This is a genomic window from Streptomyces sp. NBC_00989 (assembly GCF_045162655.1).
In the GTDB taxonomy this organism is placed as follows: Bacteria; Actinomycetota; Actinomycetes; order Streptomycetales; family Streptomycetaceae; genus Streptomyces.
Genome location: NZ_CP108729.1, coordinates 238,104 through 264,197, shown reverse-complemented (window position 1 = coordinate 264,197; position 26,094 = coordinate 238,104). Strand labels below are relative to the sequence as shown.

Below are 26,094 nucleotides of genomic sequence, written 5' to 3'. Positions count from 1 at the left end.
GATATGCTCCCGGCAAGCCGGGGCATAGAGCGCGAATTGCGCAAGCGCAATTCGAATTCCGGCGTAAACGCCGGAATGGAATTCCGTAAACGGAATTCCTAACCGAAATGCAATTCCCGCAAGCGGGAATTGCAGGCGCCCGCGCAAGCGCGGTCACCCTGGCTGGCTATAAGGGGGAGTGCATCACGTGCGGAGCTGTGTAGTCACTGGGATTCCAGCCCACCACCCCCGCCGGTTGACGGATGATCAGATCTGATGGGTAGTCAGGTGAGCGGTGACAGGCCCCCGTCTACGCTCCGCCTGAACCCCTCCCAGCCTCCCGCCCCGTACGGCTACCCCTCCCCAAACCACCCTGCCCAGCGTACGCCCTCAAGGCGGCCCCGCAAGGCCTATACGTCCCACCGGGTCAGCCAACCGCGAACGTGCCGCCGCAAGATGCATCACGGAGCACGGTGTGTAGTGATTGGGATCAGGCGCACTACCCCCTAGCTTGAATAGAAAAGCCACCTACCGAATTCGGAATTACGAGGATCGAATATATCGGCAAAGATGACCCCGAATAGAGAATGCCAGAATTCAGCGTACGGAGGTAAATCCAGACGTCTCCGAGGCTGGAAGGTGGAACTAGCCGCCGAGCCTCCCCGTAATAGCGCGCCGCAATTCCGGAGATCTCGCCTCTACTAAATCCGCCATTCGGCCCGACGTCAGGAGCGGCCGACGGCCGACGCCCGAGCGCGGAGGCGGAGCCGACGCGCAGAAAGACACCAGCCGCGCCCGATCGCCGATGCCGCCGCGCCGACCACGCCCGCCCCCGCCCCCTTCTTTTCTTCACACGGGCAGGGAGTAGCGGCAGCAGAGGGGATGTCTGCGGCCGACCATGCGCAGGCGTACAGGCTGACCAGGGGTAACGGTCGGGAGGTGGGATGCGGTGGGCATCAGTTGGCGCAGGAGATAGCGCAGTAGTGGGCGCGCTGTTTGGTGCGCGAGTTGTCATGGGGTGGCGCTCGATTTGGTCGCGTTTTCCCTGTTCAGAGGGGTTGTGATCACACGTAAGAGTATCTAGTATCGAATTAGCAAGTTGTTCCGGGTGACGCCGGAGCGGCCACGCCGAACACGAAGGGAAGCCCCGTAATGGAGGCAGCATCAGCAGTCCAGCTGATCAATCAGCTGATCTACAAGCCCGGTTGGACGATCAAGGCCGGGGATCACACCAGCCGGTTTGAGGGAACGGTGAAAGTCACGTTCACGTTCCCCGCGTACAGGTCGGAACGGGAGTTGGCGCCGGAAGGCTACCCGGAGAAAATCACCACGTACGCGGAATTCCCGATCGTTGTCGCCGACTGTGACGACGTTGAGCTGTACCGCCGGATTCTCGGCAAGATCATGGAAATTGAGCTGCACGAGGCTCGCGAATTCCTCCGAGTCCCGCCCACGTTTTGGGCCCCTTTCCACCCGCACCGCGTAGAGGGCATGCGCCGTTGGGGTGACGGCCCCGGGGATCTGCTTTACGGGATCTCGTAACAGACACTCCCGGACGGGGGCCGCATCTCACCTGCGCCCCCGTTCGGGAGGCCAGCCCGCACGAACCCCAGTCCTCCCCCACGGGAGGGCGCACCCGGTCAGTGAGGAAGTCATGAGCCTGAAAGTGATCATCCTGATTGTCGTCGTAGTGGCCTGCTACGCGTACAGCAAGGGCCGCGCCCGAGGCGAGCGCGAGAACATCGCGAGGGCAGTTGCGCGGTTCTTCGAGAACAAGTGACCATGCGCGAGCGGGCATGCGCCGCGTATCCGCCCTCCCCGTGGCTGGACTACGAAGAGCCGGGGCTCTCACGGCTCGAACGTTGGGCGCCCCACGCGTACGTGGTTGCATGCCTGCTTGACGCCGTGGCGCTGACAGCGCGCGCGCTCTGTGTCCTGCCCCGCTAGACGGGTGTTGGGTGGCCGCCCCTGGCCACCCAACACCCCACCGGCAGGGGGAGCCGGCCCCGCAGCCCGGGCGCGCGCCGGCCGGCCCCCGGTGACCGCACCTCTGCCCGATCCCTGCCGCGGCCGGGCAGAGGTAGTTCCGGGAACGAGGCGACGTCGAGGGTCCCGGCGCCTCCCGCGCGGTGTACGGCTGCCGCGGCCCACCGCCCCAGCGCTCACCGCCCCACCGCCCCACCGATGCGCATGGTTGAAGCCCCAACTTCCGGGTATATATCTAGTATCGAAGTTCATCGGGTGACGCCGATGGACCGCCGAAACAACACGAAGGGAGAGCCCTAGTGGCTCACCAGACCAACCCGACCCCCATGGGCACCGAGGTGAGGGGCGCGCGTAACGCGTCCTTTGACGATCTCCTTCAGCTCCTGGGGCGGGACCAGGACGCCAAGATCGACTTGGTGGCCCCCGCCTCTGCCATCAGTGCAGTGGACGGCAACCTCACCGTGACCGGCATGGAGCCGGTACTGACGCCAACCGGGGTAACACGGGCGGACGGCGCCTACCGTCCCACCGCCGTTGCCGACGAGGGAATTGCCGACAAGCTGAAGATCCCCACCGCCTACCTGCGCCGTATGCGCGCCGAGGCAGTCGACCTGTACGACCTCAACGTCAACGGCTGGCTGCAGAAGGACCCGACCCGCCGTTTCCTGCTCCGCGCCTTCAAGGGCGAGCCGGGCGTGCTGCGTGCCTGGCTCTCCGACGGCTACAAGATCATTGACCATCTGGACATGCTCACCGCCGTACTGGCGGGCATCGAGGAGTCGGGTCACCCCGTGAAGATCACGGGTGCCGATCTCACGGAGCGGCGCATGATCGTTCGGGTGGAGTCCGAGCACGTCGAGGCGCTCGCTCCCGAGCTGCTGCGCGGGTACCGGTCGCCGTTCACCGGGCAGACGGGTGATCAGTTGCCGATCGTCTCGGCCGGGTTCGTTTTCACCAACAGCGAGGTAGGCAGCGGCAAGTACGCGATCACGCCCCGCATTGTCGTGCGGGTGTGCGGCAACGGTATGACGATCACGAAGGACGCGTTCGGCAAGATCCACCTCGGGGCGCGCATGGACCAGGGGATCGTCAAGTTCTCGGAGGACACCCAGGAGAAGAATCTCTCGCTGATCACCGCCCAGACCCGTGACGCCGTCGCAACGTTCATGAACCGCGACTACGTCGAGCGGAAGCTGGCCGACATCCAGCGGGAGGCAGGCCGCGAGATCACCAGCCCGGCCGAGACCGTGGAACTGGTGGCGAAGCAGCTGCGATTCTCCGACAGCGTGCGCGAGTCCGTGTTCAGCCACTTCATCAAGGGTGGCCAGACCACGGCGGGCGGGATCATGCAGGCCATCACCGCTACCGCGCAGACCCTCGATGACGGGGATGCGGCCTACGAGCTGGAGACGCAGGCCCTTTCCGCGATGACCATCGCCGCAGCGGCATAGTCGCCAGCAGCCCCGGCGGGAGCGCGGCGGCCTCCCGCTCCCGCCGGATTGGCCGTCTGTGAGCGGCACTTGCGTGCCGCTCACAGGCGCCCGAGCCGGACCCGGCAGGGTTTGACTTCGAAGCATTTATTATCTAGTATCGAAGATAGCTAGTTGAGGGGTGACGCCCTCCACTGTCGCCGAAACAACACGAGGGGAAGCGCCCGATGGGCCCCAACAACCTTTCATCCAGCCAGGCCCGGGAACGTCTGGCACCGGTCACCGCGCACGCCGTGGACACCGTCACCGATCTGATGACGACGGCGGGCCCCGGAAGGCACCTGATCACCGCCGTTGTCCATCCGAGGAACGCGGAGCCCGTCACTGCCTACACCTGGTTCGACGTCCTCGGAGAAGGCGCCGACGCACTCTGGAGCGGCGTCTACGCCGATACCGCCGCAGTCGCCGAAGTCGTGGCCCTCGGTTTCATCGTCGACAAGGGAAGCGTCATCCTCGGTACGACAGCGCCGACAGGCGAGGAGACCGTGCGCGGCTGGTTGGTCGACGGCCATGCGCTCAGGCCCCTCACGGCCGACCAGATCCGCCACGCCTTCCGCGAAACGCTCGGTCCGCAGTCGGACGCCGTCACCTACCAGACGGCATTCCCGGTTCCGGCATCCGCCCCTGCGTAGCCCCGGCTGCGCACCCCAGTCCGGCGGCCAGCTCTCCCCCACGCCTGGCCGCCACCCGGCCGCCGCCCCTCTGCCCGCTGCGGGGCGGCGGCCACCTCAAGGCCCCCTCAGGGACTCAAAGGCACGTGCCCATGGCTGACACCGATCCGGTGCCGATCACCGACGAGAACGCCGTCGCGCACGCGATCGCTGCCGCCATCCACGACATCACCAAGCAGGACTTGCCGGGCCACGGCCACGAGATCGTCCACGAGCGGCTGACCCGGCCCGGATCAGTCGTCCGCGCCTCGGTCGCGTACAGCAAGGCCCGAAGCACCGGCAAGACCGAACGCGGAGCCGTCCGCGACGCCGCGATGGAACTCGTCAGGCAATACCGCTTCCAGCACAACCTCTGACTCCCCGCGCAGTGACTGGCCAACCTCGCCCAGCGTCACGCCGGGACTGACCAGACCAGCGGCCAGGCGTCTCTCCCCGCGCGTGGCCGCTCCCAGGGCCGCCGCCCCGGACTACCCGGCACCGGGACGGCGGCCCGCCTCAGGGGCCCGTAGCTCAGTGGCAGAGCCAGCGCCTTAAAAGCGCACAGCGCCGCCGGTTCGAATCCGGTCGGGTCCACCCACACGCCCCCCAACCGCCCCACCACGGAGGAGCCATGACCACCGACGACCAGAACACCGCATCCCAGCCCACCGCCCCCAACTCAGCCTCGAAGGCCCGCAAGCGCGCCAGCGCGCAGGAAGTGATCGAGTTCGTCATCGCTGAGAAGCGGCTCGCGGACCTGGACGTCGAGATCGACTTCGAGGCGCTCGCCAGGCTCGACGACATGTCCGACGAGGAGGCCGCAGCGCTGATCGACGAGACCATGACGCGAATCCTGTTCACCTGACCAGCGGCCGGGGCTGCCCTCCCCCGCAGCCCCGGCCGCTCCCAGGGCCGCGCCCCGCTCCGCCCTACCGGGGCGCGGCCCGCACAACTCACCATCCGGGGTGCTGTAGCTCAGTTGGTAGAGCGCCGGTCTTATAAGCCGTCGAGGTCGTGGGTTCGAGTCCCACCAGCACTACGCGAACCGCCCGTCCAGGAGCGGCCGCCGCGCGCGGCCCGCGTCACAGCGCACCGGCTCGCTTCCGGCGGGCAGGCCCCGCCGGCCACCGCAGGCTGCGACGACCGACACCGCCGACATCTCTTACGCCGTTCCCGTCCCGGCGAGCGGGCACGGCCAACCCGGCCAGCTCGTCACTGGCCAGCAGTCCGCCGCCCCCGCACATACGCGGGGCGGCGGACCCCGCCCACCGCCCCAAGTCCCCTCCGTCCGACGGGAGTTCTGACCGTGACCGCCGAAATCCTCACTATCGACACGCCGTCCGGCACGGTGCGCGCCACTGCCCAGTCACAGGGCGAGGACGCCGTCCTGTACGCCCTGACGGGCGTACTGCGCGGCTTCGTGCACGTGGCCGGCACTCATCATCCGCGCCGTTGGGACCAGTTCACCGCGCTGCGCGTGAGTCTCGGATCCGTCAACGCCATGGACGCCACCGCGCCGGCCGAGTCGCTGCCGCGCAGGCGCGGCAGCGCGACCGGCTACACCGGCGGCCTGGTGCAGTGGACGGACGACGATTACCCCTACCAGCACACCGCGACGACTCTCGTGGAGTCGACGGCCGGGAACGCGCCCTCTGCCGCAACGGGCGAGGCCCTCGCCCGGGTCATGCGTGCCTGCGCCGAGGACGTCGCCCAGCGGCCCGATCTTCACCGCCTGCTGGACGCCTCCCGCGAGCGCGAGACCCCCGGCCTGCTGCGCTTCCTCGACTGGTCGATGCGCAGGGGCGAGGCCGAGGCGGCACGCTTCGAGCGCAAGGCCCAGGCCGACCGCCGCGACGCGCGCACCGCCGTCTCCAGTTGGTGGACGGCCGCCCGGTGGCTCACCGCCCGGCCGCACCCCGTCCTGGCCCTGCTGCTGATGAACTACCCGGGGTCGCTCGCGCGCCGCGCCGACTACCTGCCCGCATACGCCGACTACGCCGAGCGCACCGCCCGTGAGGAGCGTGACCGCGTCGGTCGCATGCGCACGGAGATCGCGTCCCTGCGCGCCCAGCAGCGGCCGCGCCGCCCAACCCGCCGCTCTGCCGCCCGGCAGCGGGGCGCCGCCGATGCCCCGCCGGCCGCGCGCAGCGGGAACCGCCCGGCATGAGCAGCTTGTTGCGGCCGTGGAGCCCCGAGGACTTCGACGACACGTGCGAGACCTGCACCGCGCCGCCCGGGCAGTTCTGCCACCCGTGGTGCACGACGGGGTACACCGCCGCCGACGCGCGCCGCGAGGCCGCCGCCGTGAACGCGCGGGAGAGTCGGTGACCGGCCCCCGCCCTCTGGACAGGCCGCCGCCAACCGGGGAATAGCCGACCCACACCACTTGTTAATCTAGTATCGAAGTAATTCGGTCCCGGCAGGCGCCGAATCCGCACGAAGGGAAGTCCCAGGCATGGGCTACGACATGTACCTCGTACGCTCCCCGGAGGGCGAAGACGCAGCGTACGAAGCGGCCAGCAGGTCGTTCGACCGGGCCGTGGAGCGGCGCGACGGTCTCGACCTCCCGTACGACCACCCGCAGTACCAGGCCCTCCAGGTGGAGGTCGCCCGTGCCTACGACGCGATGGAAGCGGTCCGCACCACGCACTTCCACCTGACGACCTGGGCGATGAGCGAGTGCCGGGCACTCATGGACCACTTCGGCATGCTGGCCGCCGCGCAGCCGCCGGACCGGCCCGCACCCGAGGAGTACGGGACCACCCCCGGGGAGGCCGTTCCGGCCCCGGCGGGAGGCGCGGCGCCGGTTGCGGTCCAGCGGTACCGCAAGGCTCTTGAGGCGCGGCTGTCCTGGACGCCGCCGCAGCCCGAGGGCATCACGGCCCACAAGCTCGGCGGTGACGAGGGCTGGACCGTCACCCCCGGCGAGATCCACACGGCTCTCACGGCGTACGAGACCAGCAGGGCCGCGAACCCCGCGCTCCTCTCGGAGGTCATCGAGGACGCCGACTGGTGGCCCGCGTGGATCGACTACCTCAAGCATGCAGCCGGGCACGGCGGGTTCCGCACCTACGGGCCACCCGTGACCTGACACGCCCCTCGCCGGTCACCGCGACACGGCGCGGGCCGCAGACCGGCCGGGCCCGTTCCCTTCGTTCGGGGCCCGGCCGCCACGGCCCGGCACGCGGTCGAGCCTCGTGCGGTCACCCCCCGAACCGCACCCGCGCTCCCGCGTGCCGGGCCGACCACCCCCTTCCGCAGCGAGCACGAGAAGCACCCATGACCAAGATCCCTACCGCCCTGCTCCTGACCTGCGACGCGCAACTCGTCGAAATCGACCTGCCATTCGGCCACGACTGCCAATCCAGCGCCCAGCGCCGTGCAGTGATGCGCGCTGCCCTGCGATGCGACCGGTTCGACGTCGTCGCCCTGACCCGCCAGTGGGACATGTGGATCGACGACGAAGGCCAGTACAACCACCCGGTGAATCCCGCCGCAACGGCCCTCGCCCGGCGGTTCGGCTTCACCCACCAGCGCTACCACGGCCCCGTCCTGCTCACGGGAGGGCCCGACGCGGAGGGCAACACCCTCCCGCTGCTGAGGCACCAGGTCATCGGCCTGCTCCTCACCCTGGGAGACCTGTGACCACACCGGTCCCCACCCGCCCGTGCACAACTCCTGCGGTCCGGTCCCTCCGCACCCACCGACACACCTGGGCCCGGCCCGGCGCCGCGCCCGACCGCCGGCGGACTGCCGAACCGCCCCCGCCCTCACCTCTGGAGCACCTGCCATGCCCGACCCCACCTTCCTGCCCGATCCGTTCGAGACCGCAGCCCAGGCATTCGGGGCGCTGCTGGACGCCCTCGGACCGGGACGCCATCACCTGGTGTGCAGCGCGCACACCGCCCTGGGGAGTTTCGCCTCCGCTTCGGCGACCGTCGAATGCGCTCCCGACGACCCAGACCAGGTGAACGCCGACTACGAGGGCTGGCTGATGTTCTGTCACCTCCTGGCGCAGACCTCGATCGGCTTCCGGGACGCGGCCCTCTTCGTGCGCTCGTACACGACCGACAGCGCGTCTGTACTGCGCGGCTGGCACGTCGCCGACGGGTGGCCCCAGCCCATGGAAGCGGCCGACGTGTTCTCGGCGTACTGCACCGACCTCGCCACCGGCGACCCGATCCCGCCCGAGCCGGGCACGGACTACCAGGCGGGCACACCGCTGCCGACCGCGTCAGGCGGCAGCGGCCACTGACCACCGCGAGCACGCCCCGTGCCGCCGACGCCACCGGCCCCCACGGTCGGACTGCGCCTCCCGCACCCCGACCCCAACCACCACGAGCAGGAGGTGACCGTTTGCTTTCAGCCCGCACATTATCTAGTATCGAATATGCATGGTGTTGTCGGCGCCCTTCCCGCACACCGTGAACTCACCGCCCGAGAGGAATGCACCGCCATGGCGCGTGCCGAAGATCCCACCCCCTTCCCCACCGGCTGGCCCCAGACCCGCTACCGCGCCACCCGCCGCGCGATGAAGGCCCTCCGGCTCGCCGATCACCTGCTGCGCCGTGGGCTCGCCTACACGCCCGACGACGCCACCGACGAACTGATCCGCACCGCTGCCGAGCAGACCGGCCACCGCCAGCCGTCCCCCACCACGTGCTCGCTCGTGCGCGCCGTCCTCGGACTGCTGCTCTCCCCGGCCGTCGCCGACTCCCCGATCGAGGGCGGCGCCAGCGGACGCGTCATCCGCGTGGTCGTCACCATCGGCGACCTCCCCACGGCCTGACCGGCCGACCGGGCCGGGCACATCCGGCCCGCCAAGCACCACCAGTACAGGAGTACCTTCCATGTCCACCGCCCCGCAGGCGAAGAAATCCACGCCGACACCCACCAAGGCCACCTCCGCCGCAGCCCGGAAGCCCGCGCAGCCACAGGAGCCGTCGGCCGTCGAGGAAACCCACGACCAGATCGTCCGCCTCGACCCCACCCTGATCGTGCGCGACGCCTACAACGCCCGGACCATCGACACCGAGCCGGACGGCGACCTCAAGGCGTCGGTGGCCGAACTCGGTGTTCAGGACCCCGTCCACGTCCGCCCACTGGAGAACGGAACGTACGGCGCCTTCAAGGGATGGCGGCGGGCGCAGGCCCAGCAGGCCGCCAACGCCACGGCCGAGGCCGACGGCAGGCCCTCACGCAAGATCCCCGCGATCGTCCGCGCCGACCTGGTGGGCAACGACGCGATGACGCACCTCCTGTCGCTGATCGAGAACGATCACCGCGAGCAGATGCACGACCGCGACCGGGTCAAGGCCATCGAGACGCTGGCGCTCATCGACGTGAGCGAGGAGCAGCGCGCGAAGATGGCCCGCGCCCTGAAGATCAAGCGGGCCGAGCTGCGCGCGGCACGCGAGGCCGCCCGCCTGGACGACGCCCAGCTCCACCGGGCAAGCGTCCAGGGCTTCGACCTGATGCAGATGGCCGAGATGGCCGACGTCAGCGACGTCTCCCGGGCCGCCCAGGTACTGGAGGAGGCTCACGCCAAGGACGCTGCCGAGGAAGGCGGCGGGCGCGGCCACTGGGACCAGGCCCTCGCGCGGCTCCGGCAGACCAAGGCGGACACCGAAGCCCGGCAGGCGGCACTGGACGCGCTGGAAAAGGCCGACATCCCGCTGCTGCCCGACTACTTCCCGTGGGGCACGAAGGACACCTCCCGGCCGCTGACCGACCTGCGCACGCCCCTGGGCGCTCCGGTCACGGCCGACAAGCACGCCTACTGCTCCGGCCACACCGCCCGCCTGGACGAGGAGTTCCAGCCCGTCTGGTACTGCTCCGACCCCGCCCAGTACGGCCACAAGGTGCGCCCCGGAGCCAAGCCGACCAAGCAGTCCATGACCGAGAAGGAGAAGGAGGCGCGGGCGCGGACCATCGCGGGCAACAAGGCGTGGAAGACCGCGCGGACGGTCCGCGAGGACTTCGTGAGACGGCTGTGCAAGGGAAAGTCCCTGCCCGAGGCAGTGCGGCAGCTCGCTCTGCGCACCGTGATGAGCCCGCCCTACCTGTATGCGAAGTGGTGCGAGAAGGGCGGCACCGAGGCCGTCGCCCAGTTCCTGGGGGTCCCGGACCCCAACGCCGAAGGCTCCCGCTACAGCCGTGAGGGAGATCCGTTCGACGACCTGGTCAGCCGTCAGGGCAAGGCCAGGGGATGGCACCAGGTGTTCGCCCAGGTGGCCGCCGCGTTCGAGTACAGCATGCGCGAGCCGAAGGCGTGGCAGGGCCTCGACCGCCACCAGGCCGCCTACCTGCTGTGCCTGAAGGCGGAGGGCTACCGGCTGTCCGACGTGGAGGAACTCGCCGTCGCCAAGTACCTGCCCCAGCCCGCCGACGAGGACCAGGCCGTCGACCAGGCCGCCTGAGCCCTGCCGGGCGCAGCACTCCCAACGGCGGTGCTGCGCCCGGCCCCCTCTCTTCCTCCCCCACAGCAAGGAGTTCGTCGTGTCCGACACCTGCCCGTCGGGACGACGGCGCTACCCCGACCGCGCGGCCGCCCGCGCGGCCTTCGGAGCCACCCGTGCGCGCGGCAAGCCGACGCGCGGCTACCGCAAGTGCGGGATCTGCGGCGGCTGGCATCTCACGCCTGAGCGCAACCACCGCCCACGCCGACGCAGACGCGCGCGGACGCCAGGACGGCCGCCGCCGCGCAACTCGGCGGACCGCGCCCGTCCCTGAGCGACCGGACCCGGACGCGCCCCAGCGCCCGACCGGCCTCCATCCCCCCACCCTGTGCTCCGGCCGGGCACGCCCCGAGCCCGGCCGGAGCCCGGTCAGCCTGTGAAGGACCGGCCTCTTCATGAATCCGGCAATACCCCAGCGGTGTGCGCACCGCCCGCTGGCCGGCGGGCTCATCGTGCCCTGGGTCTCCCTGATCCACAACGGTCATGCCGCTTTCGGCAGCCTCGACGCCGAACGCGCCCTCCGGGCCTACCGCGACCGCCTGTGCCAGATCTGCGGCCACGAGCTGGACGAGCGGTGCTTCCTCATCGTCCGTCCATCCGACCAGGCCCGCTGCTACTCGCCCGAACCCGCCCTGCACCCGGAGTGCCTGCCCTACTCGGCCGCACACTGCCCGATGCTCAACGGCACCGCGACGCACTACCGCCGACACCCGGTGCTGGCCCGCCACCCCGCGGGAAGACCCTGCACCGATCCGTCGTGCCCCTGCCCGTCACGCGGCCCCGACGCCGGTCACACCGCCCGCAGCGGCAGCCCCGCCGACCGGTACGAGGCCTGGATGATCTCCACCGCCGACTACCGGCTCGTCGTCCAGCCGGACGCACCCGGTGTTCCGGCCGGCATCAGCCTCGCTGTCCCGATCCGGCGCAAACGCCTGCTGCGTGAGGCCGCCCTGCCCGAGAACACCGCGCACCTGCTTGAGCTCCTGCGCAGCGCGCTCGGCCTGGAGGGCGACGGGTGAACCCGCCCCGCCCCCGCGCCCTCCCAACTCCCTGCCTCCACGCCCGAGGAACGACCCATGCAACTCGACCTTTTCGCCGCCGATGACCCGCCCGAGCCCGATCCCAGCCGGCCACGGATCCACCTGAACTCAGCCGACACCCCTCCCCCGCGCCCGGAACGTCCGGCAGCCACACCGCCGCTCGCTGCTGCCCGCCGCAAGCACCCCCGGACGCGCGGCCTGTCGCCGACGTCTCTCGCCCTGGACGTGGCGGAGAAGGTCGCCCGCACCTGGCACCGCCACCGCATCGACTCCCGCATGGAGATCCCGGTCGGTGTCGTCGCCGTCCTCTCCCTCCTGCGCCAGACGGACGACGGCCCGGATCTCGCGGGACACCTACTGGCCTTCGGCCCGCAGGAGTTGCTCGGCCTCTACCGGCGCGTGTGGGGTCTCCTGTGGATCAGCCGTCCCGAACTGGTCGAGTGGGCGCACCCGCTGCGCGGATGGCTCGACGAGGAGGAGCAGAGCACGAAGCGGCTCGCCGCCGTCCACGCCGTCACCCGAGCAGCGCTGGAGACCGGGTTGCTGGAGCTGACAGCGGACGCGGACCCGTCCTGGCGATCCGAGGCCGACGTGCTCGGCTTCCTCGTCACCGAACTGCGCTCCCGTGGCGCACGGGAAGCCCTCGGCCAGGTCCATACACCGCCGGACATGTGCGACCTGCTGGCCCGCATGACGCTGTCGGAGGAGGATCTTCCCGAGGGAGCGTGGCTGGGTGAGCCGACAGCCGGCACCGGCGGTCTCGTCCGGGCCGCCGCCCAGTACCTGCGGGATACCGGCCGCGATCCGCGGGCCTACGTGTGGGCCATGAACGATCTCGACCCCATCTCCTCGGCCTGCTGCGCCGTCAACGCGGTGGTGTGGGACCTCGGTCGCCGTGTCCTGATCTCCTGCACCGACACCCTGCACGACGGCGACGGTACGGAGAGGGCCCTCGCGGAACGCACCGCCATCTTCGCCCGCCGCGACGAACTCGTCGGCCACGCCCGGACGGTCGCCGCCACCCGCGAGGCCATCGCCGAGGTGGAGGCCCTGATCGCGCGCGGCCCCGGCCTGCGGGAGGCGTGCTGACGATGACCTCACTCCCATTCGATCAGGCCACACCTGAAGGGGCCGCGATCGCCGATCTGTTCAGCCGGATCAAGGACATCGAGGAGGGCACCGGCGACTGGAACGGCGGCGACGTTGTCGACCTGCTGTCCCAGTGGTTTGCCGAACTGGACCTCGACGTCGACGGCGGCGCGGATCAGGTGCGGCATCCGCAGCCCGGCATGTGATCGGGCCCGCCGGCGGGCCCGCAAGCCCACCGAGCTGTACAGCAGTTCACGGGCATCTGGAAGTGCCCGCTGACGGGCCGACCCACGCTGCTACCAACGCTCTGAGCTGCAACGAATCGCATCTCCAGCCGGTGATGTGGCCGTGGAATCCGTTTGCAATTCCGCCTATTTTTATCTAGTATCGAAGCAACGGTTCGGTCGGAGATGCCCGCCTCCTGGGCGGCGCCGACGTGCCGGTCGACGGCCACGTTCCAGCGGCCCGCCGCCGATCCGCTACCTACGCAAGCACCCGTCCCGTCCGGCGCTGCCCTCACCGGACGCGGCCCTCACCCGCCTGTCTTTGGGGAGGGCCGCGCCCCCGGGCACCCCGGGATTCGCTCAGCCAGAGGAACTCGTCATGCCCACCCCTGCATGCGCACCCGCTGCCACCCGCCAGCAGACCACCGTTCGGCCCCGCCCCGAGCACGTCAGCGAACTGCCGTACCCCATCGCCGAGGACTACGTGAAGGACTGGACCTCCGCGCGCGCCCTCGTGGAGCTGATCGCCAACGCACTGGACGAGGACCCGCACGCACACGTGTACTGGAGCGACGGCGTCCTGACCATCCACGACCAGGGGCCCGGCATCCCCCGCACCGGACTCCTCCTGGGGGCCTCCCGGAAGACCAGCGAACAGATCGGCCAGTTCGGGGAGGGCAAGAAGCTCGCAGCGCTCGTCCTCGCCCGCGACCCGGAGATCGGAACGGTCCAGTTCGACACGGTCGGCTACAGCTTCATCCCCGTCCTGAAACCGAGCACGTACCTCGCCGACATCCCCGGCCCGGCCGAGACGCACCAGAGCCTGGTGCTGCACTACCAGTACTGGTCCACCGACCGGCAGCACGGCACCCTGATCAGCGTGCCCTGCCCGAGGAAGGTGGCCGACGAGGCCATCGGCCGGGTCCGCTACCTCAACAACCCCGCCTACCGGCCCCCGTTGGAGAGCGCGGAGGTCATTCTGGAGGGTCAGCCGGGACGTATCTTCGTCGGCGGCATCCTCGTATCCACCGACTCGCGGCTCGCGGCCAGCTACGACCTGCCCCTGGCCACGGCCAAGGGCGAGCAGAACCGCGACCGTACGATCGTCGACGGAGCCGCGCTGGAAACCCACATCCGCGGCGCCCTCGCGAACAGCACCGACCCCGCAGTCATCGCACGGTTCGTCGACCGCGCGCTGAACGGCCCCCGCCTGTCGTCCGCCGAGACCTACTTCGACTCCGTCACCGACTTCGACGTCCGCCTCGCCTTCCGCAACCATGCGCGAACCCTGTGGGACGACGCCGAGGTCTACTACAGCGCTGCGGGCTCCCCGATCGAGGACGAACTGCATCTTCAGGGCCGTGGTGCCACGTGCGTCACGAGCAGGCTGAGCCGCCACCTGCACGCCATCCTGATGGGCCTGCTCGGCGTCCGGCCCGTTCGTGCGGCCGTGGCCCACCAGGAGCGCCAGCGCCCCACGACGCAGTGGATCCGGACAGCCGACGTCTCGGCCGAGCGCCGCCGCACGCTGGACCTCGCCTGCGCGGTCTTCCGCAGCGTCTTCGGCCTGGAATCCCTCGGGAAGGTCAGGGTCTACCAGGAGAACGATCTCCCGTCGTACTACTGCACCACCGGCATCTACCTGCCCGCCACCGATGTGACGGGCGTCAAGGAGAGCACCCTGGACGACCTGGACACGACGCTGCGCACCGTGTTCCACGAAGGCGGCCACCGGCGGGCAGCCAGGGAGGGCAGTCAGAGTGCCGACCGCAGCGAGGGCTTCGAGCTGGCCATGGACGCCCTGGGAGGCGGCCTCCTGCGCCTCCTCCTGGCACCCGCGTCCCGAAGCCTCCCGCTCCTCGACACGGAGGCGTGGCACGGGGTATCACTGCCGACCGGCGCCTACCTGGCCGACAGCGCGGATCTTCAGGACTCCCGCCGAGGCCAGCCGACCGTCACCCAGCTCCGTAGGTCCAAACGGCTGGAGGCGGCCCCGGAGCCACGGCGCCTGCTCGCCGAACTCGCGGAGCGGCGGATGGCTGCGGTACTCGATGAACGCGGACTGCGCACGGCCGGAAGGGCCCTGTCCGCCGTCGCGTGGAACACGGCTCAGTGGCGGGTGATCGTCGACCCCCATCCGGCGGGATACCGCCGCCTGCACGGGTTCACCTGCGTCCCCGACTACCGCAAGTCCGTCGCCCTGGCCGGGCTCCTGGGCATCCACGCGCCCGTGCTCTACCTCGGGCACATCGCGGTCGAAGGCCCCGTCTACAACGTCCGGCGGGGCGCCAGCCCGGCCGATCGTCCATGGGGGAAACCCCTGAGCATCCACATGCCGAAGGTCATTTCCGACCTGCGGGCTCTCGGCGGACCCTACGCGGCGCAGGCCGACGCCATCGAGACCATGTCCCAGGGGCGCACACCCTACGACGCGGAAGGTTCCTGGCTTCGCCCGGTGATCGACATCCTGAACGCGGAGGAGCAGCGGCTCAGCAACTGAGAGGACGGCCCCGGCCGCCGCCGCCCGTGGCCGGGGCCGGGGTTCCTCAAGAACGCCCCCGTCGACGGGGGCGGGCAGGCGGCCGGCCCCGACGCGCCGAGCGGCCTCCGGGGCGGCACAGGGGAATTGCCTCGCTCCGGCCCGCCGACGGCCCCACCCGGGCGGGGCATGATGCCGTTTGCATTCCACCCACTTAATATCTAGTATCGAATTACCAGGAGGGTTTGACACCCCCTCTGCGCCCAACCACACGAGACAGGAGTAACCCCGTGCCCACGCCCCACCCCATGCCGTCCGCCACCGGGTCCACGCCGGACGGCGCCCGCCGCCGCGCCCGGAACTGAGCACCGGCATGACCGGCGAGACCATCGTCACCGTCACCGGAAACCTGGTCGCCGACCCCGAAATCCGGTTCACCGAGCAGGGCACGCCCGTCGCCCGCTTCCGGGTCGCATCAACGCCCCGGGTCTACGACCGCCGCAACGGCCAATGGACCGACGGCGAACCGCTGTTCATCACCTGCACGGTGTGGCGGCACGTCGCCGAGCACGTCTGCGAGTCCCTTCAGCGCGGCATGCACGTCATCGTCCAGGGCCGCCTGCGCCAGCGCACCTACGCCGACCACGAGGGCATCAGGCGCACCGTGTTCGATCTCGACGCCGACGACGTCGGGCTGAGCCTGCGTCACCGCATCGCCTACACCGACAGCACCATCCCGACCACGCTGGCCCGACCACCCGCACCCGCACCACCCCGATCAGTACAGGGCGCGCCGGGACACGAGCGGCAGCCCCGTCAACAGCAGCACGGCGGCTGGTCCCGTATCCGCTGACGTCCCTGGAGACCCCCGGGTCCGGTGGCAGTCGCGCCCGCGGCCCCGCACCCCAGCCGGATCAGCCGGCCCCGCCCGCCTGAATGCCCCGGAAGACGACATGAACGACACCTCCACCGCCGCCCAGCAGCAGATCACTATCCCCAGCAGCCTCGGCCATGACTTCGCCGACACCTGGTGCGGCACCCTCACCGCCGACATCGCCCCCCTCCTGAACTGCGAGGAGGTGGACGTGCTCGCCAGCCTGCTGCGCACGCTCGGCGCCGAACAGGCCGCCGACGAATGGATCGACGCCCACTCCGTCTCCGACAACGAGCCCACAGACAGCCACTACCGGGACCCCCACGACCCCGAGGCGCTCTCGGCCGACGCCTTCCGCTGGTACCCCGCCCTCGAAGGGACCTGACGCCGTGGCCCACGAACACCCCGTCGCGATGAGCCCCTGCATCAGCTGCGGGCGGCCGTTCATGTACGACCCGGAGCGTGTGGTGTCGGTCCTGGTCGACACCGAGACCGGCTGGTACCCCGAACCCGGCCGACGGCATCGCGCGGTCCGAGAACCGGCCTGCCACTTCTGCGTCAGGGCGGCGAACGTCGAACGCCGCAGGCGAGGCCTCCCTCTGGGCTACGAGGGCGACACCTACGCCGACCTGATACGGCGCCAGGCCCGCGACGAGTGGTGGAGCTGACCCTCGTGCACCGCTCCCCCTACTCCCCCGGTTCCCGGACCCGCCGCACCACCACCAACCACCCTCACGGCCCTGTTGGAAGACATCTCATGAGAAGCCGCGCCCGCACACCGGATACCGTCTCCGCCGCCCCGGACGAACGCATCCCCTTCCCCCACACCGACCGCCCCACTCCCTGCCAGGCCGACCCTGGGCTGTTCGCCTTCGAAGAGGTCGCCGACCCGCTTCAGCGGAGCAAGACGATCGTCAGAGCCAAGCGTGCCTGCTCCGGCTGTCCCGTCGTCCGGGGCTGTCTGAAATGGGCGCTGGCCAACCCGTCGCTGACCCGCAGGGGCGTGTGGGCGGCGACCACTCCGGGCAAGCGCGGCGAACTGCGCATCCGGCTCGTGCGGCGCCTCGGCGACGACTGGATCAGTGTCGTGGCCGACCAGGACCGCCGACGCGAGCAGCAGCAGACGGCGCGCACCGTGCCGCCCACGGTCCGGGAGCAGAAGCTCGCCCTGCTGGAGCTGGAACTCATCCCCACCCGGCCGCAGCCGTACGAGCCGTGGCGTGAACCGCTCACCCCCGAGCGCCGCGCCCACAACCTGCGCCTCCTCGAACTCGCCCTCACCGGCAAGGCCCCCAGGCGCGGCCGCCGTCGTACGCCGAAGCCGCGCAGCACCCCCTGACTGCCGGTCCCCACCTATTCCCCAGGAGACTTCGATGCCCACGCCCGTCTTCCCGTCCTATGTCGCACCGGTCCACGCCCGGCACGGCTCCTACTCCCCGCGCTACGGCTGGCTCCTCAAGACGCATCTGGCCGTGCGGGACAACCCGCGCGTGTTCGCCACGTCCCGCGCGATCGTCGAACTCGGGGCCGGCAAGAGCGCGGTGGCCTCCATGCGGTTCTGGTCATCGGCGTTCAAACTCACCGACGAGATCCGCCGAGGCCACGGCGTGGCCAGCGACGTGACGCCTACCGCCAGAAGCCGGTGGCTGCTCCACGAGGACGGGGCCGACCCCTATCTGGAGCAGGAGGGCAGCCTGTTCCTGCTGCACTGGTGGCTGCTCGCTCCTCCGTGCCTGGTGCCCGCCTGGTTCTACACCTTCTGCCTGTCGCCGTACGCCCGGCTTGAGCCGGGCCCGCTGCGGGAGGGGGTGCTGCGCGCGGCCGCCGCGGCGCACTGGCAGCGGGTTCCCACGGCCGGCGCGGTCCACCGCGACATCGGCTGCCTGATCCGCATGTACACCACGGGCAGCCCCCATGAGCAGCCGCGCACCACGCTGGAGGACCTCGTCGACCGGCCGTTCAGTGCCCTGGGCTTGATGAGTGTCGCCCCCGACGGCATGGTCCGCCTGAGCCCCTCGGCCGGCGCCCGGGCACCGGCCGCAGTGGTGGCGTATGCCTGCCTTGAGTACGCCTCGCGGGCCACACCCGGCCCGGGCAGTATCTCGCTCGGCCGTCTCCTGCACGACGACGCCGGGCCGGGGCGCGTGCTGCGGCTCCAGCCGCGCAGTCTCCGGCACGCGCTGCAGGCCGCCGCGACGCGGCACCCGCAGCTGGCCGTGGCGGAGACCGGCGGCACCGAGGTGCTCACGTTCAACTGCCCCCCGCTCGCGCTGGCCTGGGATGTCCTCGCCGAGAGCTACGGGCGTGTTCGGCAGCGTCTCGGTGTCCATCCCGAGCAGAACGCCGCACAGATCCCGGCAAGGAGCCGCGAGGAGGCCCCGCATGTCTGAGTCGAACCTTCCACAGCCCGACAACGCCGTCACGGCGTCCGCTACGGGCCGCGCCCTGCACGCACTGACCACGTTGCTCCCGGCTCTCGGGGAGGGGAGCCACGAGCTCAGCCTCTCGGTCGAGCGTAGGGACGGCATGGAACTGAGCGCCGGCCTGTACGTGTCCGTCGAGCCGGGCGCGTTGCGCGTGGATCAATCCGCTGAGGAGTACCTGCGGTTCTTCGTGCTGCTCACGTTCTCCCTGGACGGCACCACCGTGCGTGACGCCTCCCTGGTCGCCATGACCGCCGACGCCGGCACACGCGTGCGCGGTTGGGACGTGCAGGACGGGTGGCTTCACCCCATCACTCCGGCCGAACTCCAGATGGTCGCCACGTCCTTCGCCACAGACGACGCCTCGCCCTACACGGTCGGAGACCCCCTCGTACTGCCACCACCCCCCGAAGCCGAGGAGTAGCACCTCAGACGCCGCCCACGCCCCGTCCCGCCGAACAGTTGGCATTCGGCGAACCAGACGCTCGGGGACAGCCCCTGATGTGACCTGCCTGTCCACCGGCGGAGCGCCGGACCCCGCGGTTCCCCATCAACGCCTCTTTATCTCGGATCGACCCTGCGCGGTCGCTTCTCCCTACTCCGCCTCACGGAGCACCATCATGATCAACCGCCCCAGCAACCGGACTGCCGCGCCGGAAGCCCTCGACGGCCACGCCGTGTTCGACCCAGACCTGATCATCGGCAGGCATCCCGTCCACGGCGTCCTCGCCGACGGCCACGTCGACGACATCACCACCCTCCGGCTGGAACGGGCCGGATTCGTCTACGACGAGGACCTCGGGGTGCACCGGGTGCCCGCCGGCGCCTCCTCCGACGCCGAACAGGACTGCGTCCAGCGCGCGATGACCTCGTTGTCCGGCCACGTGTCCGTCGCCTACCTCTCCGACGACCTGGCCGCCGAGGCCGCCGGGTTCTCGTACCAGCAGTTCCCGCCGGATTGACCGCACGCGGCATCGCCACCTGCCCTGACGCCGCCCGCTGCCGCCGCTTCGGGTCAGGCCCTCTTCCTTCTGCACGCTTCCGGAGATCTCCATGCCCACCTTTCTCGAACAGCCCAGCTACGGTCCACGGGGCCCGGACGGTCAGGGCTGGAACCGGCTCAGCCTCAATGCCCAGAACGACCGGCTTCACCAGTGCGGGTGGCAGCCGAGGCGTTTCGCCGCCCTGTTCGAGGCGTTGACCGGCCGTCAGCAGTGGGGCGGGTTCGGGCGCTGCTTCGTCGGCCATCCCGGCTCATGCGGGACATGCCCCGTACAGCTCCGTCGCCTCGCGCGCGAGGGCGGAATCGCCTGGCCCGCCAGGACGCCGCTGCTCCTGGCCCGCGTGCGGCCGTCGCCGCCGACAACCGGAGCCCTTTTCGCCGACCCGGCGGCCGGGCGCAGCTCACTGGAGTTGTCCCCCTGGCGAGGCGGGCCGACGGTGCTCAAGGCCGAGTGGGCGGAGATCCTGAACACCCCGGACCACACGATGAGTTGGTGCTGGCAGGACGAGCGGGGCGAAGCGTTCTGGCTCGTGCGCAACCACCTCGCCGCGGACGCCGCGGTGGTGGTCAGCAGGAAGCTCGGCGCCGGCATGCGGCACGAGTTGTACGGCGGGCCCGGCACACCGCGTCTGGCCGTGCTGACCTGCCGCGGGTCCTGCGCCCATGAGGCGTACCACCTGCAGCACCTGGCCGCCGACCTCAACGACCGGGACGGCACGGTCGGACCGGACGCCGAGCTCCCCGAGCAACTGCCCGGTGTGCCCCTCACCGGACTCGCACAGACCGGCACCGGCAGCCTGCTCCACCGCAACCGCTCGCGCGACTACAGCTCGTCCACCGTCGAACTCAGCTGGGACGTGCCGTTCGACGAGACCACCGCGACCGCACTCGTGGCCCACACCGTGCGCCTCATCGCCATCTGACTCACAGCGCCGGCCCCCAATCCCCTTCGGGCCGCGCATCCGCCCCCACCCACAGATCCCACCGATGCACGCCGCCTTCCCGTGACCACGCGCGGGCACGGCTCTTGGAGAAGATCCCCATGAATCACCCTGCCGGCTTCCCCCCGTCGGCCATCCCCGTCAGCCCCGGCCACGCCGGTAGCACCGAACTGCTGAAAGATCCCACGACCGGCCACTGCGCGCCCGACGACGGCGCCTGCGTCCCCGACCCGTCCGCCGCACGCACCCGCCCCTGGACGCCGCCACCCGCTCACGCCCGGGTGCTCGTCGCGGCCGCGCCCCGTCCGGGCGAGGAGTGAGGCCCGCCATGCCCACTGCCACCGCGTACACACCGCCCCTGCTCGGCTTCACCGCCGACGACGACCTGGACACCGTCATCAACTGGGGCCTGGGAGCGGACTCCACCGCCTACATCGCACGCATGCTCACCGACCCTGCCGCCCACGGGATCGACCTTGACCGTACCGTCGTCCTCTACATGGCCACGGGCAGCGAGTGGCCCGAAACCCGGCTCCTGGTCGACGAGTTCGCGCTCCCGCTGCTGCGCAACAACGGCGTGCGCTTCGTCCAACTGGCGCGCAACGGGCACCTCCAGTCCGACGGCTTCACGGTCCTGGACGACTCCCGCCGACCTGAGCGGCTCTTCGCGCGTGGGCCGTGGACGCTGTGGGACGACCAGGAGTCCGTCGGCACGGTGCCCCAGGTGGCCGGCACGCGCAAATGCAGCCTGTGGGCGAAGGGCGACGTCGGCGACTGGTGGCTCACGCAGGTCTTCGGCGGCCGGCCGTTCCGGCAGATCATGGGCTTCAACGCCGACGAGGAGGGCCGCCGTTTCGGCGACCAGGCCGCCTCGAAGATGCCCGGCCGTACCGGGGAGTTCCCGCTCATCGACTGGGGCTGGCACCGCCAGCAGTGCGAGACCTACCTGCTGAAGCGGTTCGGTGTGCACTGGCCGAAGTCGTACTGCACTTTCTGTTGCTACCCCACCTCGATGGGCGCGCTGCCCGCCCACATGGAGCGTCTGCGTTCCCACCCGGACATCGCTGGCGAGGTGCTGCGCCTGGAGTACACGGCGATGAGCCTCAACCCGAACGCGAAGCTGTACGGCCGCAAGACCCTGCTGGAGCTGTTCGACCCGGCCCAGCCGCGGGACCGGGCGTGTCTGGAGGCGTTCGAGCGCGAGCTCGACATGCCGTGGGCGCTCTACCACGTGCGCCGTCTGTTCCTGCTGTCCCAGGACGGCAGGCGTCGCCCGGTGAAGCGCTCCACCGAGCGCGTCGACCTCGGCCGGCCTCAGCAACTCGCCCGGCGGCTGATCTCCATCTCCGGGCGGCACCACGTCGAGGTCGAGCACGACCCGGTGTACGGGCGCGCCCGGGCCTGGACACGACCCCGCGCACAGGTGTGGCCGATGGCGGAGGAGCTCTTCGCCACCGCCCCCGCCCGTGTGATCGACAAGCAGGACAAGAACTTCGAGCAGGAGTGGGACGCCCTGATCTCGGGCTCCGCCGCCCAACTCCCGCTCGTCTGAACCGAATCCCCCACCCTCTCGATCGGAACGGCCCGCCATGCTCCCCTCCCGGCACGTCTCTCCTGATCGTCCAGTCCCTCTCCCACGCAGTGCTGTACCTCGCGACGCCGTCCGGCGCTGACGTACGGACTGCCATGCAGGCGGGACTGCTGGGCTGCATGACGACCCCGGCCCAGGGCAACGTGATCCCGCCCGGCGCCCTGTACGCGTGCGACAACGGCAAGTTCGGCAGGGGCTGGCCCGGCACCGAGCGCTGGTTCGCCTGGTTGAGGTCGACCGTCGACCGCTACGGGCCGGACCGCTGCCTGTGGGCGGTGGCCCCCGACGTCCCCCTGGACGCCGCGGCCACCCTCGCCGAGTCGATGCCGTGGCTGGCCCGGATCCGCATCCTGGGCGTCTCCGTCGCCTTCGCCGCCCAGGACGGCAGCGAGCACGGCCTCATCCCCTGGGGCTCCTTCGACGTGCTGTTCCTCGCCGGCAGCACGGTCTGGAAGACCGGCCCGGCCGCCCACCGCCTCGCCGTGAAGGCCCGCGAGCGCGGCCTGGCCGTCCACATGGGCCGCGTCAACTCCCGTCGGCGGCTGCGCCTCGCGCAGGCCTTCGGCTGCAGCACCTGCGACGGCACCTACCTCGCCTTCGGTCCCGGCACCAACCTCCCCCGCCTCCTGGCGTGGATGAACGAACTCCACGCCACCCCAACCCCGTTCGGAGACACACCATGAAACGAACGACCTGGCTGCGCTTCATCGGCGCATCGATCATGGGCATTCTCGACCCGGTCCCCTCCCCCACGCCGTCCCCCATGAGCGAGGAGGAAGGTGTCTGGGTCCGCGAGAACGCCTGGACCAAGGGGCTGCGCCGCATCGAGGACGCCTACCCCCACGGCTTCCACCGCTGGTGCTCGTGCGAACGCGGCACCTGCCACCCCTGCGCCTCCGGCCACCACGACCAGTGCGTAAGCGCTGATGGCCCTCGCATCGACGAGGACGCCGGCACCATGACGGACCGCGGAGGCTTCGTCGTCGCCGTCCTCCGGTACAGGTCGGGCCAACGGCCCTGCCGGTGGATCTGCCGCTGCACGCACCCCGTGAACGTCGAACCGACCGCCTCCGCCGACGCTTCCGAGGCGCCACCGGACCCTGAGAGCTCGCCGCCCGCGTCCGCCCCTGCCGGCCAGCTCTCCTTCTTCGCCAGCGCGGGCCTGCCGAAGAACTATGCGGGCGGGGTGGCACGATGAGGCTGCCGGTCCAGGAGATGCTGCCGTTCGAGACCCTGGAGGAGATGCCGACGGCGTCGCCCTGGTGCCAGCGGTGGCAGGCGCGGAAACACTCGTGGAGACATGTCAGTGAGGGCGGCTTCGATGCGCGCCGCTACGAGGTCGACCGGCTCAGCGAGCCGGACGCCGAAGCGTTCGTCCTCGAGCACCACTACTCCGCCTCGTACCCGGCAGCCGTCCGCAGGTTCGGCCTGTACGACGTCTCGACCGGCGAGCGGCGGCTGTGCGGCGTAGCGGTGTTCGGCATTCCGGTCAGCAAGGCCGTACTCACGAAGCCGCTGCCGGAGTTGACGCCGTACACAGAGTCGCTGGTTTGCTCGCGATTTGTGCTCCTGCAGGAGTGCCCAGCAAATTCCGAGAGTTGGTTCCTCGCGCGCTGCCACGCCGACTTGCTCTCCACGGGCGTGCGCGGTGTGGTGTCCTTCGCCGATCCCGTCCCCCGGCGCACCGCGTCCGGCGCCCTGGTCATGCCCGGGCACTGCGGCTGGATCTATCAGGCGACGAACAGTGTCTACGCCGGCAGGGCGACCGCGCGGACCATCAAACTCCTGCCCGACGGCACCGTCTTCCACGACCGCACGGCCCAGAAGGCCCGCCGCCAGGAGCAGGGCCACGAGTATGCAGAAGCCCAGCTCATCGCGCTCGGAGCGCCGGTGCCGCGCGCGGGCTGCGACCGGGCCGTGTGGCTGCGGGAGGCCTTGGTCGCGGTCGGCGCCCGCAACGTGCGCCACCGCGGCGCTCACCGCTATGTGTTCCGCCTCGGTCGTACCCGCCGAGAGCGAGAGGAGATCAAACTCGGCCTCCCTGCCCGCCGGCCGTATCCCAAATCTCCCGACCCCGAGCCGACGGTCATCTGAGAGTCGCACCCCGGCACGGCGCAACCCTGCTCGCCGTGCGGGGCATCCAGGCCGACCGCCCTGCGTTCCCGGAGAAATCGTGTCGGCTCGTTCTACCTGCCACCCGCCCCGTCCACCTGTCCTGACCTCGTACGATCTGCTCGGATCGCAGGCGTCCGGAGGTGCCGGCCGCGCACGCGCTCGCGTTCCGCGCTCTCGGAGGGAGAAATTCTCGGATCCCGCGGCTTGCCAACCCCGGCAACCTATATCTAGTATCGAACTATCGAAGGTCGCCGGCGCACCTCGCAGCCGGCCACCGAGCGCACACACCGAAAGGAGGCCACCATCATGCAGGCTGACGGCACCCGCCAGACGCACACACCCACCGCTGCCGGCTACGGCGGCCTCCTCCCCTCCCTCCGCGCAGCCAGCTCGCGCGGCCTATCGCCCCTCACCACGCCTTCCTGGAGGAAGACGATGACCGGCACCGACGAGAACGAACTCCTGGACGCCAAGCAGATCCACGAGGAGTTCGGCCTCAGCCCCTCCCGCCTGAGCGAGCTGTTCCGGGACCGTGCCACCACCGGATGCCCGGACCCGGACGAGATCGATGGCCGCCGGCGCCGGTGGAAGCGCGGCACCATCGGCCCCTTCCTGTCCGCCCACCGCGCGGCGAAGACGTCACAGTCCCCCGTCCGCCACAGCCTCCTCACCGGCCCGCGCGACCGGTTGATGCCGACGTCGGAGGTGGCCAAGGTGCTCGGCCACAAGCGGACCGTGACCCTGCTCGGCTGGCTGCAGGACCGGCCCGGGTATTTCCCCGAGCCCGATGTCGAGGAGACCACCGACGGCGGCCGCCTTCGCCGCTTCTGGTACCTGGGAACCGTCGCCGACTGGATCGCCCAGCGTCCCGGCCCGGGCAACACTCAGAGCAAGACCCGCCCGCCGGCGGCCGCTCCGGTCGAGGACGGGGACCCGGAGGAGCTGCTCGACACCAAGCAGGCCGCACCGATGCTCGGCTACAGCAACCACCTGGAGCTCAACCGGGCCATCGCCCGCGGCGTCCTGCCCGAGCTCGCCAGGCCGGACGACGTCCTCCGCAGCGACAGGGGGCTGACCAGCAACCGCTACAAGCGCCGGCGAGTCGTCGCTCTCGCACGTGCCCGCCACCAGCTCCCCACCAGTTCCGAACTCGCCCAGCACCGTATGGAGGCCGCCACGCAGGCCCTGCGCACCGCCGCCGACCCGAACGCGGTCACCATCGAGGCCCTCGCCGAGGCCCACCCCGGCCACGGCAGCACCCTCGCCTGGAAGAAGACGATCGACGAGGCCCGCGGCACCATCCAGGCGGACTGACACACAAGAACGCAGGGAGCGCGCCGTACGGCCACTACCCTGACGATGTACGGCACCCGGCTGTGGGTTTTCTTCGTGTGACCCCGGCGGGCCGGGTGTGTCGGCCGGTGGCCGGGGGAGGCTGTCAACCTCCCGCCCGGGATCCTCGCATCCCGGACCGGCCACCGCTCTCTTCGGCCGTCAGCCGTTGCCCAGCAGGTTCGAGGCTTCGCCCCGTTCCCCTGCTCGATGGAGCTGACGCGACCGTACGGGGATCGTCTCCCACCGCCGGCGTCGACCGGCACCACTGCGGGATCAACAGATTGAGGGCCTCGTCGTACGCGGCGTACACGAAGCCGACCACGACCGACCAACCGATCCGGCAGCACGGGCTCAGTGCCGCGGTCTCGCGGCCCTCCTGGATCGGGCGCAGTGTGACTGAGCGCGCCCCTTGGCCCC

The 26,094-nt window shown here is 70.5% G+C and carries 32 protein-coding genes and 2 tRNA genes; all 34 read left to right on the top strand.

All coding sequences use genetic code 11. The annotated features are described in order from the left end of the window. The first annotated feature begins 1,131 nt into the window (after window positions 1-1,131). The 34 genes from OG714_RS55570 (at window position 1,132) to OG714_RS55405 (ending at window position 25,656) form a co-directional block, all read left to right on the top strand. A complete protein-coding gene (locus tag OG714_RS55570) occupies window positions 1,132-1,521 on the top strand; it encodes a hypothetical protein (RefSeq protein WP_331732701.1) in 390 nt (129 codons plus the stop codon). A 112-nt stretch (window positions 1,522-1,633) separates the two neighbouring features. Next, complete coding sequence (locus tag OG714_RS55565; protein WP_331732699.1) at window positions 1,634-1,759, top strand: hypothetical protein; 126 nt, start codon at window positions 1,634-1,636, stop codon at window positions 1,757-1,759. Window positions 1,760-2,264: 505 nt separating this feature from the next. Continuing rightward, window positions 2,265-3,416 carry a DUF932 domain-containing protein gene (locus OG714_RS55560; RefSeq protein WP_331732696.1) on the top strand — a complete coding sequence of 384 codons (1,152 nt, stop codon included), beginning with the start codon at window positions 2,265-2,267 and terminating at the stop codon, window positions 3,414-3,416. A gap of 272 nt (window positions 3,417-3,688) precedes the next feature. Then, window positions 3,689-4,087 (top strand): hypothetical protein, encoded by a 399-nt coding sequence (locus OG714_RS55555; protein WP_406132325.1) that lies wholly within the window; start codon window positions 3,689-3,691, stop codon window positions 4,085-4,087. A gap of 131 nt (window positions 4,088-4,218) precedes the next feature. Continuing rightward, complete coding sequence (locus tag OG714_RS55550; RefSeq protein ID WP_331732688.1) at window positions 4,219-4,482, top strand: hypothetical protein; 264 nt, start codon at window positions 4,219-4,221, stop codon at window positions 4,480-4,482. 143 nt (window positions 4,483-4,625) lie between these two features. Beyond that, window positions 4,626-4,699, top strand: a tRNA-Leu gene (locus OG714_RS55545). Window positions 4,700-4,736: 37 nt separating this feature from the next. Beyond that, window positions 4,737-4,970 carry a hypothetical protein gene (locus OG714_RS55540; RefSeq protein WP_331732684.1) on the top strand — a complete coding sequence of 78 codons (234 nt, stop codon included), beginning with the start codon at window positions 4,737-4,739 and terminating at the stop codon, window positions 4,968-4,970. 99 nt (window positions 4,971-5,069) lie between these two features. Then, window positions 5,070-5,144, top strand: a tRNA-Ile gene (locus OG714_RS55535). 267 nt (window positions 5,145-5,411) lie between these two features. Further along, window positions 5,412-6,272, top strand: coding sequence for a hypothetical protein (locus tag OG714_RS55530; RefSeq protein WP_331732681.1), 861 nt, complete (start codon window positions 5,412-5,414; stop codon window positions 6,270-6,272). Further along, window positions 6,269-6,433, top strand: coding sequence for a hypothetical protein (locus OG714_RS55525; RefSeq protein ID WP_331732678.1), 165 nt, complete (start codon window positions 6,269-6,271; stop codon window positions 6,431-6,433). Before OG714_RS55530 ends, OG714_RS55525 begins: the two co-directional genes overlap by 4 nt. Window positions 6,434-6,560: 127 nt before the next feature. Continuing rightward, window positions 6,561-7,196 carry a hypothetical protein gene (locus OG714_RS55520; RefSeq protein WP_331732674.1) on the top strand — a complete coding sequence of 212 codons (636 nt, stop codon included), beginning with the start codon at window positions 6,561-6,563 and terminating at the stop codon, window positions 7,194-7,196. 188 nt (window positions 7,197-7,384) lie between these two features. Beyond that, a complete protein-coding gene (locus OG714_RS55515) occupies window positions 7,385-7,750 on the top strand; it encodes a DUF3846 domain-containing protein (protein ID WP_331732671.1) in 366 nt (121 codons plus the stop codon). Between the two features lie 145 nt (window positions 7,751-7,895). Further along, window positions 7,896-8,360, top strand: coding sequence for a hypothetical protein (locus OG714_RS55510; protein ID WP_331732668.1), 465 nt, complete (start codon window positions 7,896-7,898; stop codon window positions 8,358-8,360). Between the two features lie 201 nt (window positions 8,361-8,561). Then, window positions 8,562-8,894 (top strand): hypothetical protein, encoded by a 333-nt coding sequence (locus OG714_RS55505; RefSeq protein WP_406132323.1) that lies wholly within the window; start codon window positions 8,562-8,564, stop codon window positions 8,892-8,894. Window positions 8,895-8,955: 61 nt separating this feature from the next. Continuing rightward, window positions 8,956-10,524: a ParB N-terminal domain-containing protein gene (locus OG714_RS55500; protein WP_331732663.1), complete on the top strand. Its 1,569-nt coding sequence runs from the start codon at window positions 8,956-8,958 to the stop codon at window positions 10,522-10,524. A gap of 79 nt (window positions 10,525-10,603) precedes the next feature. Continuing rightward, window positions 10,604-10,837: a hypothetical protein gene (locus OG714_RS55495; RefSeq protein WP_331732660.1), complete on the top strand. Its 234-nt coding sequence runs from the start codon at window positions 10,604-10,606 to the stop codon at window positions 10,835-10,837. A gap of 121 nt (window positions 10,838-10,958) precedes the next feature. Continuing rightward, window positions 10,959-11,582, top strand: a complete 624-nt coding sequence (locus OG714_RS55490) for a cell envelope biogenesis protein OmpA (protein ID WP_331732657.1) — start codon at window positions 10,959-10,961, stop codon at window positions 11,580-11,582. A gap of 57 nt (window positions 11,583-11,639) precedes the next feature. Then, window positions 11,640-12,692, top strand: a complete 1,053-nt coding sequence (locus tag OG714_RS55485; RefSeq protein ID WP_331732654.1) for a hypothetical protein — start codon at window positions 11,640-11,642, stop codon at window positions 12,690-12,692. Then, window positions 12,686-12,898, top strand: a complete 213-nt coding sequence (locus OG714_RS55480) for a hypothetical protein (RefSeq protein ID WP_406132322.1) — start codon at window positions 12,686-12,688, stop codon at window positions 12,896-12,898. The genes OG714_RS55485 and OG714_RS55480 overlap by 7 nt, the downstream gene beginning before the upstream one ends. 397 nt (window positions 12,899-13,295) lie before the next feature. Continuing rightward, window positions 13,296-15,416, top strand: a complete 2,121-nt coding sequence (locus tag OG714_RS55475) for a hypothetical protein (protein ID WP_331732647.1) — start codon at window positions 13,296-13,298, stop codon at window positions 15,414-15,416. A gap of 352 nt (window positions 15,417-15,768) precedes the next feature. Beyond that, complete coding sequence (gene ssb, locus OG714_RS55470; RefSeq protein ID WP_331732645.1) at window positions 15,769-16,248, top strand: single-stranded DNA-binding protein; 480 nt, start codon at window positions 15,769-15,771, stop codon at window positions 16,246-16,248. Between the two features lie 100 nt (window positions 16,249-16,348). After that, window positions 16,349-16,654, top strand: coding sequence for a hypothetical protein (locus OG714_RS55465; RefSeq protein WP_331732642.1), 306 nt, complete (start codon window positions 16,349-16,351; stop codon window positions 16,652-16,654). Between the two features lie 4 nt (window positions 16,655-16,658). Beyond that, window positions 16,659-16,937 carry a hypothetical protein gene (locus OG714_RS55460; protein ID WP_331732639.1) on the top strand — a complete coding sequence of 93 codons (279 nt, stop codon included), beginning with the start codon at window positions 16,659-16,661 and terminating at the stop codon, window positions 16,935-16,937. 89 nt (window positions 16,938-17,026) lie between these two features. After that, window positions 17,027-17,608 (top strand): WhiB family transcriptional regulator, encoded by a 582-nt coding sequence (locus tag OG714_RS55455; RefSeq protein ID WP_406132320.1) that lies wholly within the window; start codon window positions 17,027-17,029, stop codon window positions 17,606-17,608. A gap of 34 nt (window positions 17,609-17,642) precedes the next feature. Beyond that, entirely contained in the window at window positions 17,643-18,659 is a 1,017-nt protein-coding gene (locus OG714_RS55450) for a DUF4007 family protein (protein ID WP_331732632.1), read from the top strand. Continuing rightward, complete coding sequence (locus OG714_RS55445) at window positions 18,652-19,116, top strand: hypothetical protein (RefSeq protein WP_331732629.1); 465 nt, start codon at window positions 18,652-18,654, stop codon at window positions 19,114-19,116. The genes OG714_RS55450 and OG714_RS55445 overlap by 8 nt, the downstream gene beginning before the upstream one ends. A 196-nt stretch (window positions 19,117-19,312) precedes the next feature. Continuing rightward, the gene (locus tag OG714_RS55440) at window positions 19,313-19,654 is read left to right on the top strand and encodes a hypothetical protein (protein WP_331732626.1); all 342 of its coding nucleotides are present in this window, start codon (window positions 19,313-19,315) and stop codon (window positions 19,652-19,654) included. A 91-nt stretch (window positions 19,655-19,745) separates the two neighbouring features. After that, on the top strand, window positions 19,746-20,618 hold the full coding sequence (locus OG714_RS55435; protein ID WP_331732623.1) for a hypothetical protein: 873 nt from the start codon (window positions 19,746-19,748) through the stop codon (window positions 20,616-20,618). 119 nt (window positions 20,619-20,737) lie between these two features. Further along, the gene (locus OG714_RS55430) at window positions 20,738-20,956 is read left to right on the top strand and encodes a hypothetical protein (protein ID WP_331732620.1); all 219 of its coding nucleotides are present in this window, start codon (window positions 20,738-20,740) and stop codon (window positions 20,954-20,956) included. A gap of 8 nt (window positions 20,957-20,964) precedes the next feature. Further along, window positions 20,965-22,188 (top strand): hypothetical protein, encoded by a 1,224-nt coding sequence (locus tag OG714_RS55425; RefSeq protein WP_331732617.1) that lies wholly within the window; start codon window positions 20,965-20,967, stop codon window positions 22,186-22,188. A gap of 134 nt (window positions 22,189-22,322) precedes the next feature. After that, on the top strand, window positions 22,323-22,910 hold the full coding sequence (locus OG714_RS55420) for a hypothetical protein (RefSeq protein ID WP_331732614.1): 588 nt from the start codon (window positions 22,323-22,325) through the stop codon (window positions 22,908-22,910). Continuing rightward, the gene (locus OG714_RS55415) at window positions 22,907-23,425 is read left to right on the top strand and encodes a DUF6248 family natural product biosynthesis protein (RefSeq protein WP_331732611.1); all 519 of its coding nucleotides are present in this window, start codon (window positions 22,907-22,909) and stop codon (window positions 23,423-23,425) included. Before OG714_RS55420 ends, OG714_RS55415 begins: the two co-directional genes overlap by 4 nt. Further along, entirely contained in the window at window positions 23,422-24,321 is a 900-nt protein-coding gene (locus OG714_RS55410) for a hypothetical protein (RefSeq protein ID WP_331732608.1), read from the top strand. The genes OG714_RS55415 and OG714_RS55410 overlap by 4 nt, the downstream gene beginning before the upstream one ends. A 327-nt stretch (window positions 24,322-24,648) precedes the next feature. Beyond that, window positions 24,649-25,656: a hypothetical protein gene (locus tag OG714_RS55405; RefSeq protein WP_331732605.1), complete on the top strand. Its 1,008-nt coding sequence runs from the start codon at window positions 24,649-24,651 to the stop codon at window positions 25,654-25,656. Window positions 25,657-26,094: the final 438 nt, after the last annotated feature.